The 13,500-nt window shown below is 43.0% G+C and carries 11 protein-coding genes; 3 read left to right on the forward strand and 8 right to left on the reverse strand.

Features of this window, described 5'->3' with window-relative positions; all coding sequences use genetic code 11:
* Positions 1 to 11: 11 nt before the first annotated feature.
* The 6 genes from WFY05_RS16955 to WFY05_RS16980 all read right to left on the reverse strand — a co-directional run bounded on the left by WFY05_RS16955 (position 12) and on the right by WFY05_RS16980 (position 5,873).
* A complete protein-coding gene (locus tag WFY05_RS16955) occupies positions 12 to 1,229 on the reverse strand; it encodes a glycosyltransferase family protein (protein WP_340114099.1) in 1,218 nt (405 codons plus the stop codon).
* 139 nt (positions 1,230 to 1,368) lie between these two features.
* Positions 1,369 to 2,823: a glycosyltransferase family protein gene (locus WFY05_RS16960; RefSeq protein ID WP_340114100.1), complete on the reverse strand. Its 1,455-nt coding sequence runs from the start codon at positions 2,821 to 2,823 to the stop codon at positions 1,369 to 1,371.
* Entirely contained in the window at positions 2,820 to 3,737 is a 918-nt protein-coding gene (locus tag WFY05_RS16965) for an HAD family hydrolase (protein ID WP_340114101.1), read from the reverse strand. Before WFY05_RS16965 ends, WFY05_RS16960 begins: the two co-directional genes overlap by 4 nt.
* Positions 3,694 to 4,980, reverse strand: coding sequence for a glycosyltransferase family protein (locus WFY05_RS16970; RefSeq protein WP_340114102.1), 1,287 nt, complete (start codon positions 4,978 to 4,980; stop codon positions 3,694 to 3,696). Before WFY05_RS16970 ends, WFY05_RS16965 begins: the two co-directional genes overlap by 44 nt.
* A 146-nt stretch (positions 4,981 to 5,126) precedes the next feature.
* A complete protein-coding gene (locus WFY05_RS16975) occupies positions 5,127 to 5,333 on the reverse strand; it encodes a helix-turn-helix domain-containing protein (RefSeq protein ID WP_340114103.1) in 207 nt (68 codons plus the stop codon).
* A gap of 3 nt (positions 5,334 to 5,336) precedes the next feature.
* The gene (locus WFY05_RS16980) at positions 5,337 to 5,873 is read right to left on the reverse strand and encodes a DUF2975 domain-containing protein (RefSeq protein ID WP_340114104.1); all 537 of its coding nucleotides are present in this window, start codon (positions 5,871 to 5,873) and stop codon (positions 5,337 to 5,339) included.
* Between the two features lie 208 nt (positions 5,874 to 6,081).
* On the opposite strand from WFY05_RS16980, the gene rimO reads away from it, so the two are divergent.
* Positions 6,082 to 7,377 carry a 30S ribosomal protein S12 methylthiotransferase RimO gene (rimO, locus tag WFY05_RS16985; RefSeq protein ID WP_340114105.1) on the forward strand — a complete coding sequence of 432 codons (1,296 nt, stop codon included), beginning with the start codon at positions 6,082 to 6,084 and terminating at the stop codon, positions 7,375 to 7,377.
* A gap of 75 nt (positions 7,378 to 7,452) precedes the next feature.
* Here rimO and WFY05_RS16990 read toward each other — a convergent pair whose 3' ends face one another.
* Positions 7,453 to 8,055 (reverse strand): short chain dehydrogenase, encoded by a 603-nt coding sequence (locus WFY05_RS16990; RefSeq protein ID WP_340114106.1) that lies wholly within the window; start codon positions 8,053 to 8,055, stop codon positions 7,453 to 7,455.
* 174 nt (positions 8,056 to 8,229) lie between these two features.
* On the opposite strand from WFY05_RS16990, the gene WFY05_RS16995 reads away from it, so the two are divergent.
* Both WFY05_RS16995 and WFY05_RS17000 read left to right on the forward strand, forming a co-directional pair.
* Entirely contained in the window at positions 8,230 to 9,270 is a 1,041-nt protein-coding gene (locus tag WFY05_RS16995; protein WP_340114107.1) for a GMP reductase, read from the forward strand.
* 607 nt (positions 9,271 to 9,877) lie between these two features.
* Positions 9,878 to 11,776 (forward strand): CocE/NonD family hydrolase, encoded by a 1,899-nt coding sequence (locus WFY05_RS17000; RefSeq protein WP_340114108.1) that lies wholly within the window; start codon positions 9,878 to 9,880, stop codon positions 11,774 to 11,776.
* A gap of 82 nt (positions 11,777 to 11,858) precedes the next feature.
* Here WFY05_RS17000 and WFY05_RS17005 read toward each other — a convergent pair whose 3' ends face one another.
* A complete protein-coding gene (locus WFY05_RS17005) occupies positions 11,859 to 13,499 on the reverse strand; it encodes a sodium ion-translocating decarboxylase subunit beta (RefSeq protein ID WP_340114109.1) in 1,641 nt (546 codons plus the stop codon).
* Position 13,500 lies beyond the last annotated feature (1 nt).

Consider the following 13,500-nt stretch of genomic DNA (forward strand, 5'->3'; position numbering starts at 1 on the left):
TTATGAAGGTTTTAAATGATGTTATTGTCGTCCTCTACAATCTGGTTGAGCTCTTCCAGGATACCGGGGAAGGCACTTTGTACCCGTTTCCAGCTGGGCATCAAGGGCACATTATCTGGATTGACCAGAAAATCGATTCCTGATTGATAGACGTTTTTTACAAAAAGATCGATCACTTCTTCCTCTTTATGGAAATCGTAGCTCAACCCGTTCATCGATGCATCGGCTTTGTACAATTCAACAAATTCGAGTGCAATTCGCCAGTAAGTGGCTTTCAGTGTTCTGAAAAACTCAGGACTGAGCGTAACACCGTCGGAAGCCAGTTTTGCAAAGATGGCGCGCGAAATATCCCGGCTCATTTTCGAAAGCCCGCGTTCGGCATCTTCTACCGAAAGCGACTGGTGTTTATGATCGTAGCGGTCGGCAATTTCAACCTGGCACACCCGGTTGAGGGCATTGTTGCGCTCTACTTCCGAAAGAATCCCGATTTCAAGTCCCCAGTCGTAAGGAATACGAATGGTTTTTATAATGTCGGCACGCATCGAAAACTCACCGGCCAGCGGATAACGAAAACTGTCGAGGTATTCGAGGTAAGTATGATGTCCCAGTAGCTTTTTCAGTGTTCTTAACAAGGGAGTTACTAGCAGACGAACAGCACGGCCATGCATCTTGTCTTCATCGGTGCGGAAATAATATCCTTTACAATATTTAAAGTTAAAAGACGGATCGGCAACCGGATAGATCAGGCGTGCCAGCATTTCGCGGTTGTAAGTGGTAATATCGGCGTCGTGGAGCGCAATGGCTTCCGATTTGGCGGTTGAGATCATGTACCCAAAGCTGAACCAAACATTTCGTCCTTTTCCCGGAACTGATGTGTCAATTCCCTTCGAGGCCATTTTCTTTTTTAGGTCGGTCATGCGCGGTCCGTCGTTCCATAGCACGCGGTGATGCTGTGGCAGCACGGAAAAATATTCCAGCGCATTTTTATACTGATAGTCATCGGCCTGATCAAGCCCGATAACAATTTCTGAGATGTAAGGAATGTCCTTTAATATACTTACAATATCTTTTAGTGCATGTCGTGAAAGTTCGGAGTATAAGGAGGGGATAATCAGTCCGATTGGTCGCCTTTTGCTGAATTTTTCCAACTTCTGTTCCAGCTCTTCATAGGGTCTGGCACGCAGGTTATGCAAAGTGGCTACAAATCCATTCTGATAAAAATCACCCATAATAATTCTCCTCTTTAATCTGTTAAAATTAGTATAATGTTGATGCGTCTCTAAATATAACTAATCCTTTTGTCGTTTCGGATAAAATCTAAAAAATGAGCTAAAAAATATCTAAATGTTAATAAACAAGGCTATTTTCTTACAGTTCTCGCATGTACATGCTTTTTATAATTGGCTCAAGTTTTTCAGCAATAATTTTATGGTCAAGATTTTCTTTCAATACTTTCAGGTTGTGTTTCACCACTTTATTCCGGTAGGGAATATTAGTTAACAGCATATAGGCAGCATCAACCAGTTCGTCACTAACCGGTTCACCGGTTTCAATCGAGGGGAGATCAAAACCAAATTTTTCGATTTCGTCCTTGTAAATATCATATTTGTTAATGACGGCGGGAACAGCAAATGAAATCATTTCGAGCAGGTTGTTGCCAAAACCTTCTACGTCGCTGAAATACGTTCCGATTCCACCGTGAGCAGCTACTATAGATGGTATCTCGGCAAAGCAATAGAATTTCTTATCCACTATAATATCGCGATGTGATAAGATGTTGTTTTCTCCAAAGATTAGCACCACATTACTGTCGGTATTCTTTTTACAGAGTTCGGTATAATAGAGGTACAAATTATTCAGGTACTGGTTTTGTTCGTCTCCCGAATGTCCGCTAATAATTAGTGCGATACATTTCCGTTTCCCGTTTTTCGTAAATTTCTTATCCAGTTTGAATGCCAGATCAATGGCCAGTTCGATCTTTTTCCGCGGAACAACACGGGTGTGTTGCAGCAAAATTACGGTGTCATCAACCGAGAATCCTTTACTTTTTACTTGTTTCTCGAGACCAATATCTTTTAAAAACGAATCGTTATAATTGTCCTGCGGCGGGCAGAGCAATTCTTCAGAATCCGGATTCAGGTGTTCCCATTCCCATGGAATTTCACAGGTATTTGGAACCACAGTGGTCCGAAGCTTGAAAAATTTCTCCAACTTGCTGCTGTTGTGCTGCTCAAAAAGCCGTTTGCCCAATTCGATTTGTTGCTTATTGATAAATGCGATTGAGTTCACATAAGTTACTCCCGGCAAGTACTTCAGGTATTTTTGAATCACTTCATTTGGGGTGGCAAAAATGGAGCGCTCGAAATAAGAATCGTGCCACCACACCATTAGTTTGGGCCAGATGATTCCTTCGGCACGCAATTCTTCTATGTAATAGCCCAGTCCTACTGCGGTTACAAAATTGTAGGGATGCGAGGTGTTGTGAGCGATGATCAGATCAATATCGTTTTCGTCTACCCATTCCTGGATTACTTTTTTGGCGTACAGCGCATTCTCATGAATCAATTCATCCAATCCTTCGGTATCGGGATTATTGAAATTGTTTAAGATGTGTTTATGAGCTTCGCTTTTGTGCCAGAACACATCGTTGGTTTGGGCATTAAAACGTGGCGATGAGTGAGCCGCCAGAAAGAAAAAGTTACCAATGTTAATGTCCAGGTGTTCCGACATGGCTTCAACGGTTTGGTCAATCACGATTGAAACACCGTCGTTCTTACCAATTAATGAGTGGATGATCCCTATTCTGAGTTCGCTGAGTTTCATTTTAAAATATCTTTTAGTTGTGCTAAGTCGTTAATAATAAAATCGGGGAAGAAGCGCCGTACGCGTTCATCATCTTCCCGCAGGCGAAGTGAGCGCTCGTCGCCGGCAAACAGAACAGTTCGTAGACCCGATTTTTTTGCGGTAACAATGTCTTTTAGCATGTCGTTTCCTACAAAAATCGCTTCGTTTGGTTCGATCCCGTATTTACTTTTTAGCGTGGGAAGAAACTTCTCGAAAAGGGTAGTATCGGGTTTTGCCCTAAGTACCTGAAATGAAAATACTGTCAAATTTTCTTCAAACAAATCGATTTCCTGTTTTGTCGAAAAAGTACCGTTCAGAAAATAATTCATAATAACGGGCGTATAAAATTGTGCATTGGAAACAATGCCCATCGGCAGGCCTTTTTCTTTTATCCAAAGTAGGATTTCTTTCATGCCCGGCATCGGATAAACCCGGTTGCTTAGGAGCTCGAAAACGATAATGGTGTCGGTCCACGATTCTGTCCCGTTCAGTTTTATTAGCCCTTTTTCTTCGGCTGCGCGGAACATCTCGGTCCACACTTTAAAAATATCGACATCGGGGTAGGGATGTCCCTGTTTTTTTAGGGCTTCATGTTGCTCTTTAATTTTAATCTGCAGCTGCTCCAGCAAAAACGAACAGGTAGATGGATGGCAATTGCCGAGATCAAAACCGCCGGCTTCCATAGCTGTTTTAATATTCTTTGACGACAAAGAAGCCTGGTCGATGTCTCCTGATGCTGAAATCAGGAGCGTGCCGTAGATATCAAAAATCACGGCTTTTATCGGATCGGGGGAATCGGTTTTTAAGTTGGGACAGAAAGTGGTGGGCAGAGGCTCGAGCTTTTCCAGCTTATCCAACCAGCTTTTTATATCGGTTCTGAAGTTTACTTCCATATCCTTGTAAAGAGTAGTTGCTAGTAATGATATTCTTATTTTGTTCGATTACCTGATCGGCAACCTTTTTAAACAAAGTTTTGAGAATGGGATTTTGTTCAAAAATCTTCTGTTTTTCTATTTTTCCCGATTTCAGGTCGCAGATCACTTCCATTTGCATTTTCATGTTCAGGTCTTTGAAATCGATCTTAATACCGGGGATATTTATTTTATAATAAAGCGTCGGAAATGTAAATCCATCGTTTTTAAAATCTTTGGTGATATAATCAATATCACGGCCAACAACCGGAGTATTCAGCAACCAGGGTTCGAGGTAAACCATGCCAAATCCTTCGCGGTAACTTGTAGTGATGCAAAAATCAGTCGCACACAGTAATTGTTCAAAATCTACTTTATTGCCCGCTTCAAAGATCACATCAATTTCATGCTCATCGCAGAATTTTACCCACTGCCGGTACATTTCTTTTTCCACCGGATTTTGTGGCGGCTGAGTAACTACAAAACTGGTAATGTGGTTGAAAAGCGCTGATAAAAGAATGAATTCACCAATGTTTTTTCGCTGGATGACACGAACTGGATAGGTGATCAACAGCTTTTCATCGCTGATATCAAGTTCCTTACAAATCGTCTTTTTTAAGGTTTCATTATCCGGATTTTCGATGGTACCTGAAAAAGTCACCGGATTAGGCAGCCATTCAATTCGGTCAGCATCAACTCCTAACGACTGCAACCTTTCCAGATCGAATGAATTCAGCACGCCAAACTGATAATTTGGTAAGTCGGGATACAGTACCTCAGTTAAATCGTGTGAGAAATTATTGCCGATAATATCTTCCAGAAATGTATAATTACTGGGGCGGTCTTCGGCAAAATCGTGTGCGTGGTTAAATACCCGGACTCCTTCTTTGGCAAGTTGGTACACGGCAAAGGTCACCACCGGGTTTTTTCCCAGGTTCAGGTTATGAAAATGCAAAACTGTATCCTTTGTCAGATGCACCCTGATTTTTTCCTGAACTCGGTCGAGCAGTTCCTGTGCTTCGTCGTCTGTGTAATGTTTGCGTTCCAGGTAATTTAGCTCCTCAATAATGACCAGTTCGGCTCCCCGCGAAGTAATGCTTTCCGGATAGGGGCAGACGCCAACCAGCACTTTTACCGGTATATTTTTAAGGCTGTCGATCTGCGATTCGATGATCCGTGTTACTCCACCGGGATTAAGATGACTGTGGGCAATTAGTATTTGCATATTTTTAGTTTGGTTTAAAATTAGCAAATCATTGCTAAAACAATCCGAACATTCAATTTTTAGATAAAGTTTAACTAAAAACTAATTTCAATGCAAAAAGTATTGTTTTGAATAGGAAAATCAACTCTCCAAAGATCACATCCTTATTATTCTTCAGAATATTCCAGAATATCACCCGGCTGGCAATCCAGCGCTTCGCAAATGGCTTCGAGCGTGCTAAACCGAACGGCTTTGGCTTTGCCTGTTTTTAGTATTGAAAGGTTGGCCAGTGTGATGTTAACTTTCTCAGATAGTTCGTTTAAAGACATCTTCCGTCGGGCCATCATTACATCGAGATTTACAATTATAGGCATGGCTTACACTGTTAATTCGTTTTCGGATTGTAATTCAATACCTCGCCTGAAAATCTGGTAAATAATAAAAACCAGACAGGCCATAAACAAAAATTGTCCGTGTTCCCATGAATTATTCAGGTTACCGGCCTTATCACCCAACCAGGCTATAAATCCACCGGCGGTGACTGCAAGTATCCAGATGGCGAATAAGGAGTAACTAATCTTTGCCAGTTTATAGGCAACTATTGGTGTAAAAGGATTTGATATTTTTATTTTATTAATGAGTTTAACCACCATCCACCATACGACTGCCTTTAAGATGGACATGATAAACTGAGTAGTCATCAGAACGGAATATAGTGTGAAATTTTCCTGTCTTAACTGAAAGAGGTTGAGCCCTTCGTGAATATTTTTTGCGCTCTCCGGATTCCATAAACTTGAAAAATAGGAAAACATTAAAACTCCTGCTTTTACAGCAAAACTGAAAAAGGCTATCCATGCTATAACTTTCATAAAGATGAGCACATGCTCTGTTTGGGTTTTTCCTTTATTTTTCATGGTAGTAATTATTAATTGTTGATACAAAGAAATAGAATAATTATTGAAAAACAATAAATATATAATAAAAAACAATAAATAATTGTTTTAAAACATGAAATATTGATTTGTTTTGATGTGAGAAAGTAAATGCCAGGGGCATTACTTCGCTGTCAATACCTTCTGATTTCAGACAAATTTATCTTTACTTTGCACCAAACTTTTATAAATGAGCAAGAAGAGGGTAAATGTAGTGACGATGGGCTGTTCGAAAAACCTGGTTGATTCCGAGGTTTTACTGAGCCAGCTGGAGAAGGGAAAGTTTGAAGTGATGCACGATTCGAATGAAACCGATTTTGATGCGGTATTTATCAATACCTGTGGTTTTATTCACGATGCCAAGCAGGAATCAATAGATATGATCCTGGATTATGCCGAGGCCAAAAAACGCGGACAGATAGACAAATTGTATGTAATGGGCTGTTTGTCGGAAAGGTATCAGCACGAACTCGAGGATGAACTGCCGGAGGTGGATCGTTACTTTGGTAAATTCGATATGAAGGCGATGGTAGAAGAGTTGAAAGTGGCTTACCATCCCGAATACATTTACGAGCGAAAGATTACCACTCCTTCGCATTTTGCCTACCTGAAAATCTCGGAAGGCTGCAACCGTTCGTGTTCATTTTGCGCCATTCCTAAAATGACGGGACGCCATAAATCACGTACTATCGAAAGTCTGGTGATGGAAGCCCGCTACCTGGCTAAAAAGGGAGTGAAAGAATTGCTGCTTATTGCTCAGGATCTGTCGTATTATGGCATTGATATTTATGGGAAAAACCGATTGGCCGAGTTGATCGAAAAGGTTTCGGAAGTCGACGGAATAGAATGGATCAGGCTGCACTATTTGTATCCTACCAAATTCCCTATGGACATATTGCCTGTGATGCGCGAAAATCCGAAAGTGTGCAACTACCTCGACATGCCACTGCAACACATTGCTAATCCGGTTTTAAAAAATATGTTGCGTCATGTTACCCGTGAAGAAACGGAGGCACTGCTGACCAAAATCCGTGAGGAAGTTCCCTGTGTTGTAATTCGGACCACAATGTTGGTAGGTTTTCCGGGCGAAACTGAGGAAGATTTTGAAGAACTGAAAGCTTTTATTGAGGAGCAGAAGTTTGGCCGATTGGGTGTTTTCCCCTACTCTGAAGAAGACGGAACTTATGCGGCTCAAAAATATAAAGACCGCCTTGATCAGGAAACCAAACAGGAGCGTGCCGACGAGATCATGGAAATTCAGCAGTACATTTCGGCCGAACTCAATCAGCAAAAAATAGGGAAGGAGTTTAAGGTGATCATTGATCGTGAAGAAGGCGATTTTTTTGTGGGGCGTACTGAATTTGATTCACCTGAAGTGGATGGTGAAGTACTGATCGCAAAAACAAGGAAACTCGACAAAGGCGAGCTGGTTATGGTGAAAGTTACCGGCGCCGAGGATTATGATCTTTATGGAGATTTGCTTTAAGTATTGAATCACCTGGTGACTCTGAGTTTCGTCTGAGAGTCGCAAGGTGAATATTATACCGTTTGAAGCTTACTACTAATAAATCCGAATTATTTCTCCCGTGCGCAATCCTTCAACACTTCTGACGTATGCCGCAGCTACTTTGTCCATCGGTACAGGAATATGTCCCGGGAAAGCATCGCCAAGTCGTTCTGCCGAATCTTCAACCAGTCCCGGAGAAACAACATTAAGTCTGAATTCATTGATATGCTCCTGCGAAACGGCCTTTACAAAACCGTGAATGGCGCCATTTGCCATGGCCGAGTTGGTGGCTCCTTTAACCGGATCGTCGGCCAAAATACCCGTTGTGAGCGTGATTGACCCACCTTTGTTTAAATAGTTTCTGCCAATTCGTACAAGGTTGACCTGTCCCATTAATTTTCCTTTCAATCCAACGTAAAAGTCCTCTTCAGACAGTTCTGCAAACGGTCCCCATTTGGTGGCTCCGGCACAGTTTACTATTGCATCGAGCTTCCCAATTTCCTCGAACATCTTTTTTATCGATTCGGAACTTTCCATATCCATCCTGACATCGCCACCATTTCTGCCGGCCGTTATAACTTCGTGTTTTTTGCTCAATCGGGCAGCGACAGTTTTGCCAATTGTTCCGCTGTTTCCTCCAACTACCAGAATTCTCATACTAACAATTTCTTATTGTTCAACTTTCTTTTTACTTCGTATTTACTGCAAAATAAAAGGATTTTATTCGCTATTTGTTCAAATTAGCGAGAAGCAGCTTTGACTTAAAGATTGCTTGATAAAAGTCCGAAAGATTGTACATTTAAGGCTGGAAAAAATTAAAGCATATACGAAATGAGAATAGAATACGATGTAAAGCTGGGATTTAAAGATGTGATGTTCAGACCGAAACGATCGACTTTAAAAAGCCGGTCGATGGTGAGTATGGAGCGTACTTTTACCTTTATGCACACTGGTAAAACTTGGACCGGTATTCCGGTTATGGCAGCGAATATGGATACCGTCGGAACATTTGAAATGGCACTGGCGCTTCAGAAACACCAACTGTTTACAGCCATTCACAAGCATTATTCATTGGAACAATGGGAGGGATTTTTGCAAAATGCACCGGAAGAAATCGTTGACAGCATTGCCGTGAGCACGGGAACGGGTGAGAACGATTCGAAAAAGGTGGATGAACTTTTTAAGCGACATCCTCAGTTAAAATTTTTATGCATTGATGTGGCCAATGGTTATTCCGAGCATTTTGTGCATTATGTAAATGCTACACGCGAACGCCATCCCGAGATTGTGATTATGGCCGGTAATGTGGTCACCGGAGAAATGGTGGAGGAATTGTTGCTGGCCGGTGCCGACATTGTGAAGGTGGGTATCGGGCCCGGCTCGGTGTGTACTACACGTATTAAAACGGGCGTTGGTTATCCGCAGTTATCGGCTGTTGTAGAATGTGCCGATGCAGCTCACGGATTGGGTGGCCAGATTATAAGTGATGGCGGTTGCACTACTCCCGGCGATGTTTCTAAAGCATTTGGCGGCGGTGCCGATTTTGTAATGCTCGGCGGAATGTTTGCAGGCCATAACGAAAGCGGAGGCGAACTGATTGATAAGAACGGGAAAAAATACCGGGAATTTTACGGAATGAGCTCTGCAACGGCAATGGATAAGCACGTTGGTGGAGTGGCCAATTACCGGGCCAGCGAAGGAAAAACAGTTCGGGTGCCTTATCGTGGTCCGGTTGATGAAACCGTGCTTGATATACTTGGCGGTGTGAGAAGTACATGTACTTATGTTGGGGCCTCGAAGCTTAAAGAACTTACCAAACGCACCACTTTTATTCGGGTGGAAGAACAGGAAAATCAGGTATACAACGACTAGTGTTGTGTCAAACGTACTTCGCCTGGTCGTCATGCTGAATTTATTTCAGCATCTTCCTTTTTATAAAAGATTCCGAAATTCCCCGATAGCTATAAGGAAGCGCCAGCGGTGGAGAATTGCATCATATCCCGAGTGTAATCGGGACGCGCCATCGGTGGAGATCTTGTTTTAAACCTTGAAGGTCAGAGAAACACTTCAAGGTTGCGCTTGCGGAGGCCGGTGCATAATCCGAATTTTTCATAGCCCTGAAGGGGCCAAAGCTTAATAGCCCGGGGCAAGGCCCCGGGTAAAGAATTAACACGTAAATCGGCGCAAATTGCGGCTCCGATCAGCATCGGAAGGTATTTTGCGCCGAAACCAACAGACCTAATCATTAATTTGCCACCTTGTTTTATCGACATTATTGATTTTTTCAATTCAGCATTTAAAGCTGATACACGGATCACAGCCCGATAGTAATCGGGACGGAATAACGAAGCTACATTTCAGATATGATACGACACTAATTTGTTATATTTCAGTTATATTTGGTACCGCCCGGTTTAAACCGGGCGGTTTTTTGTTTGTTTAAACTGTGCTGTTTAAAATTTTAATTATTACATCTTTTATGAAAAAACTGAAATTCTTTGTCGCCGTGGCGGCGCTGTTTATGGCGTTTAACAGTTTCGCCCAAAAAGCTGATTCCCTGTATGTTGTCTCGAATTACGATAAGTCGGAATATTTTATTGAAATGCGTGACGGAGTTAAATTGTACACCATCGTATACACGCCAAAAGATGCTTCGAAAAGCTATCCGATGCTGATGAACCGCACCTGTTACAACGTGCAGGGTTTTAATGATTTTAAGCTCCGAACACCTAATCCTTATCTGATCGAGGCCGGTTATATTCTGGTTTATCAGGATGTTCGCGGACGTTACATGTCGGAGGGAACTTTTGATAACATGCGGCCAAATATTTCGGGTAATAACCCAAAGAACAAAAAAGATATCGATGAAAGTTCGGATACTTATGACACGGTTGATTGGTTGGTTAAAAACATCAAAAACAATAACGGCAGGGTAGGGATATATGGCATTTCCTATCCCGGATTTTACAGCGCAGCATCTTTGCCAGATGCTCATCCGGCGCTAAAAGCGGTTTCTCCGCAGGCTCCGATTGCCGATTTCTTTTTCGACGATTTTCATCACCACGGAGCTTTTCTGCAGAGTTATCTGCCGGCTTTTGCAGTCTTTGGCTATCAGAAAGATTCGCTGACAAAAAGGACATGGTTTGGTGAAGAGATGATGCGTTTCTTCGGTCAACGCGTCGTTGATGGCTATGACTTTAACCTGGAATTGGGACCGCTGAAAAATGCCACCGATAAATACCATTACGATAACTTTTTCTGGCAGCAAGTGGTCGAACATCCCAATTACGATGAATTCTGGCAAAAGCGTAATCTGCTGCCTCATTTAAAAGATATTAAACCTGCGGTAATGGTTGTTGGCGGTTGGTACGATGCCGAAGATCTTTACGGTCCGCTGAGTATTCATAAAACCATTGAACACAACGATCCGTCGGCGAAAAGTACCATTGTTATGGGACCGTGGACACACGGTGGCTGGGCGCGCGAACGCGGGAAGCAAACGGTGAATCACATTTACTTCGGCGACAGCATCTCAACGTTCTTTCAGAAAAATATGGAGAAAGTATTTTTCGATTATTATTTGAAAGATGAAGGGGAAATGAACCTGCCGGAAGCTTATGTTTTTGATACCGGCCTCAAACAGTGGGAAAAATACGACGAATGGCCTCCCAAAAATGTAAAACCCATTACGTTTACTTTTCGCGAGGATGGAAAATTACTGATGGATCAGCCGGTTGATCCGGATGTTTCATTCGACTACATCAGTGATCCTGCAAAGCCGGTTCCTTACCGCTCCACTACCGAGGGATTAACTTTTACTCCGCGAAATTTTATCACCGACGATCAGCGTCAGGCTTCGCGCCGCCCTGATGTACTGACCTTTAAAACCGATACGCTTGATAAGGATGTGACTATCGCCGGAGAAATTCTTGCCGACCTTGTGGTTTCGATGACCGGGACAGATGCCGATTTTATTGTAAAACTGATCGATGTTTACCCCAATGATCATGAAGATTATGAACACAATCCGGAAAACATCAGAATGGGCGGTTACCAGCAGTTGGTGCGTCACGAGGTTTTCCGTGGTCGGTTCAGAAACAGTTACGAACATCCCGAGCCCTTTGAACCGGGTGTTCCAAGCCATGTTACCGTGCCGTTGCAGGACATTCTGCACACTTTCAAACAAGGACATCGCATTATGATCCAGATCCACAGTACCTGGTTTCCGTATATCGACCGGAATCCACAGAAATATGTCGACAATATTTACAAGGCTGACGAAGAAGATTTTATCAAATCAACCATTCGTGTGTACGGAAGTTCAACAGTGCAGGCGGGAGGTGATCTGCCGTTTGTAACATTGCCGGCTTTGAACTAAGGTGAATTAGTGGCACACAAAAAAAAGGATTTCAGCCGTCACATGACTTCTGAAATCCTTTTTTTAATATAGCCAATGTAACTTACATCAGGAAACTCAATAAAATACCCGCAGCAACTGCCGAACCGATAACGCCGGCAACGTTTGGTGCCATGGCGTGCATCAGTAAGTGGTTGGTAGGATCTTCTTTCACTCCCATAGTTTGAACGACCCTGGCACTGTCGGGAACCGCAGAAACTCCGCTGGCGCCGATCATCGGGTTTATTTTATTTTCCTTTTTCAGGAACAGGTTCATGATCTTAGCTCCGGCAACTCCTCCCGCAGTAGCAATTACAAACGAGCCGGCACCTAGGGCAAAGATCTTGATAGAAGCCGGTGTCAGGAATACATCGGCCTGTGTTGAAGCACCCACCGTGATCCCCAGCAGAATGGTAATTACATCGATTAAAGGATTTGCAGCTGTATTGGCCAAACGTTTGGTCACACCCGATTCTTTCAGCAGGTTACCAAAGAATAACATACCAATAAGCGGCAATGCCGATGGCGCAATGTATGCGGTTAAAATCAGACCAACAATAGGGAAGAGCACCTTTTCCAGTTTCGATACCGCACGCGGTGGTTTCATTCGAATCAGGCGTTCTTTTCGTGTTGTCATCAGTTTAATGACCGGTGGTTGAATTACAGGTACCAAAGCCATATACGAATAGGCTGCAATAGCGATTGGCCCGATCAGGTTTTTAACCGTGGTCCCGTCGGCCAGCACATTCATTCCGTTAGCCAGTTTCGAAGAAATAAAGATTGCCGTCGGACCATCAGCTCCCCCGATAATTCCAATCGCACCGGCTTCGGGTGGTGCAAATCCAAGGAAAATAGCTCCGAGGAAGGTCAGGAAAATACCGATTTGGGCAGCAGCTCCCAGAAGCATCAGTTTTGGATTCGAGATTAAGGATGAAAAGTCGGTCATGGCACCGATACCCAGGAAAATAAGTGGTGGATACCATCCCTGAACCACGCCCTGGTATAAAATATTCATTACCGATCCCGGTTCGTAAACACCGAGCTTCAGGTTGAAATCGGCCACCTGGAACATGGGAATATTCCCGATAAGAATACCAAAACCAATAGGAATCAGCAACATCGGTTCAAAGTCGTATCGTATGGCCAGGAAGATGAACACAAAACCAACAAACATCATAATGATGTTTCCCCACGAAACATTGGCAAAGCCCGAAAACTCGTAAAAGTTAAATAATCCGGCAATCGCTCCGTTGTAATTTTTATAGACCGCTCCGTCACCCCTCAGCTCTTCCTGCGAAAGCTGAAGCGTTCGGTTTGGTAATTTGACCATTGGAGTTTTAATGTCGTATCCGCTTTGTTTATTCGGATCGGTATTGGTTCTTAATTGTGTAACCTGGACCTTGTTAAACTCCATATTGATCTTGTTCCCATCAAGAAGATAATGACCGGTGTAGCGTTGCTTGGCCGAATCGAGAATAAAAGTGCCGTTCTCTTCAAATGAAAGCGTTTTAAAGCGCTTAACGGTTTTTGGAGCTTTCTCTGTTGCTTCATCGGCCTTGTAGGTAGGAACCGGGACGTATCCGTCAGAATAGTCGATCCACTTCCCCGAAGTAAGTTGCTCCTTGATCTCCTGAGCCCCGTCGGCAGCAAAGACCACCTGGCTCGCGAAAATCAGCAGCAGTAGTAGTTGAAATAATTTTCTCATC

Source organism: Maribellus mangrovi (assembly GCF_037646455.1).
In the GTDB taxonomy this organism is placed as follows: Bacteria; Bacteroidota; Bacteroidia; order Bacteroidales; family Prolixibacteraceae; genus Draconibacterium; species Draconibacterium mangrovi_A.

Coding starts and splice junctions, on each gene's coding strand:
- WFY05_RS16965 (WP_340114101.1), bottom strand. CDS start 3,737: ATGGAAGTAAACTTCAGAACCGATATAAAAAGCTGGTTGGATAAGCTG.
- WFY05_RS16990 (WP_340114106.1), bottom strand. CDS start 8,055: ATGAGAATTCTGGTAGTTGGAGGAAACAGCGGAACAATTGGCAAAACT.
- WFY05_RS17005 (WP_340114109.1), bottom strand. CDS start 13,499: ATGAGAAAATTATTTCAACTACTACTGCTGCTGATTTTCGCGAGCCAG.
- WFY05_RS16975 (WP_340114103.1), bottom strand. CDS start 5,333: ATGCCTATAATTGTAAATCTCGATGTAATGATGGCCCGACGGAAGATG.
- WFY05_RS16970 (WP_340114102.1), bottom strand. CDS start 4,980: ATGCAAATACTAATTGCCCACAGTCATCTTAATCCCGGTGGAGTAACA.
- WFY05_RS16980 (WP_340114104.1), bottom strand. CDS start 5,873: ATGAAAAATAAAGGAAAAACCCAAACAGAGCATGTGCTCATCTTTATG.
- rimO (WP_340114105.1), top strand. CDS start 6,082: ATGAGCAAGAAGAGGGTAAATGTAGTGACGATGGGCTGTTCGAAAAAC.
- WFY05_RS17000 (WP_340114108.1), top strand. CDS start 9,878: ATGAAAAAACTGAAATTCTTTGTCGCCGTGGCGGCGCTGTTTATGGCG.
- WFY05_RS16955 (WP_340114099.1), bottom strand. CDS start 1,229: ATGGGTGATTTTTATCAGAATGGATTTGTAGCCACTTTGCATAACCTG.
- WFY05_RS16995 (WP_340114107.1), top strand. CDS start 8,230: ATGAGAATAGAATACGATGTAAAGCTGGGATTTAAAGATGTGATGTTC.
- WFY05_RS16960 (WP_340114100.1), bottom strand. CDS start 2,823: ATGAAACTCAGCGAACTCAGAATAGGGATCATCCACTCATTAATTGGT.